This window comes from uncultured Salegentibacter sp., assembly GCF_963972535.1.
Taxonomy (GTDB): Bacteria; Bacteroidota; Bacteroidia; order Flavobacteriales; family Flavobacteriaceae; genus Salegentibacter.
Genome location: NZ_CAXAVR010000208.1, coordinates 1 through 1,759 on the forward strand (window position 1 = coordinate 1; position 1,759 = coordinate 1,759).

Below are 1,759 nucleotides of genomic sequence, written 5' to 3' on the forward strand. Positions count from 1 at the left end.
AAGAAAATGCCTTTAGACACGCCCTGTGGAATTATTTAATTTGCCAGAAATGTTTCAAAATTTCCAGATCGGTGGAAGCTGCCAGGATTTGGAGCGATTATTTTACAGGTTTACACGAAAAGCTTTCTCCAAACCAAAAACTGGCGAAAGCCATGGATCTACACAATAACCGGTTTGGGCAGACTTTATTTAGAGGAAATGAAATTCCAGTTGAAGAAATTATTCATCTGTTTCAAGAAAAAATGAAAGTGGCCATTAAGGTTTCTAAAATAGAAGAAATAGGGAAAACAAAAGATAAACTGGTTTATATTGAAGATTGAAAATGAGAGCGGAATTTTATAAATATATTGAAGATTTACAGGATCGCATTTGTGAAAAACTGGAAGAAATAGATGGCTCAGCCAAATTTCAGCAGGATCTTTGGGAACGTAAAGAAGGTGGTGGCGGCAGAACACGGGTTATAGAAAACGGTGCTGTTTTTGAAAAAGGCGGCGTAAATATTTCGGCAGTACACGGCCCTTTAGCTCCTGCAATGCAACAATATTTTAAAGTTGGCGATGTAGATTTTTTTGCCTGCGGACTCAGTTTGGTGATCCATCCAAAAAATCCAATGGCGCCCACAGTTCACGCCAACTGGCGCTATTTTGAAATGTACGATAAAGAAGGAAACGTTTTAGACCAGTGGTTTGGAGGCGGGCAGGACCTTACGCCCTATTATCTTTTTGAAGAAGATGCCGAACATTTTCATAAGGTTTCAAAAGAAGCCTGTGATAAACATTCCCCGGAGTTTTACCCGGAATACAAGAAAAAATGTGATGAATACTTCTGGAATTCCCATCGAAACGAAGCCCGTGGAATTGGAGGATTGTTCTTTGATTATTTAAAAGCCTCCGAAGAAAAAAGTATTGAAGACTGGTATAATTTTGTAACCGAAGTTGGGGATAATTTCCTGAAAGCTTATGTACCTATTGTGGAAAAACGTAAAAAGTTATCATATTCTGAAGCAAATCGGAATTGGCAGGAAATAAGACGTGGCCGGTATGTGGAATTCAATTTGGTACACGATAAAGGCACGCTTTTCGGTTTAAAAACCAACGGAAGAATAGAAAGTATTTTAATGAGTTTACCTCCGCATGTGCAATGGGTTTACGATCATCATCCCGAACCCGGCAGCGAAGAAGAGAAAATATTGAAAGTTTTGGAAGAACCGAAAGATTGGGTTTAATAGCTATCAGCCTTAAGCTTTTAGCATTAAGCAGGGGAGTATGAGAAACTATAAAAATTATTCAGTTTGGGAAAAAGGTCATAAACTCACGCTTGATGTTTATCAAATAGTAGCCAATTACCCTCAACAAGAGCTTTACAGTTTGGTTAGTCAAATGAAACGATCTTCCAGCTCAATTCCCACAAATATTGCTGAAGGTTGCGGAAGGAAAAGCGACAAAGATTTTGCAAGATTTCTTTACATTGCATTTGGTTCAGCCAATGAATTAGAATACCAAATTCTATTAAGTATTGACCTTAATTTTATAACAGAGGCACAAGGCAAACCATTGATGTTTCAAGTAGAGGAAATCAAAAAAATGCTGAACTCTTTAATTCAAAAATTAAATTAAACGCCAACAGCTAATTGCTTATAGCTATTGGCTTAAAGCCTAAATTATGTATCCACTTAGAAGAAATAGACGATTAAGAACCAGCGAGGCGATGAGAAGCTTAGTTAGGGAAACCGCAATAACTCCAAACGATTTTATCGCGC

At 37.7% G+C, this 1,759-nt stretch carries 2 protein-coding genes and 1 pseudogene; all 3 read left to right on the forward strand.

The window, feature by feature from the left end; translation table 11 throughout:
* Positions 1-320 (forward strand): annotated as a pseudogene (locus AACZ30_RS13865) (hypothetical protein); the annotation flags it as partial.
* Between the two features lie 2 nt (positions 321-322).
* A complete protein-coding gene (hemF, locus tag AACZ30_RS13870) occupies positions 323-1,225 on the forward strand; it encodes an oxygen-dependent coproporphyrinogen oxidase (RefSeq protein WP_339650110.1) in 903 nt (300 codons plus the stop codon).
* A gap of 40 nt (positions 1,226-1,265) precedes the next feature.
* Entirely contained in the window at positions 1,266-1,616 is a 351-nt protein-coding gene (locus AACZ30_RS13875; RefSeq protein ID WP_339650113.1) for a four helix bundle protein, read from the forward strand.
* Positions 1,617-1,759: the final 143 nt, after the last annotated feature.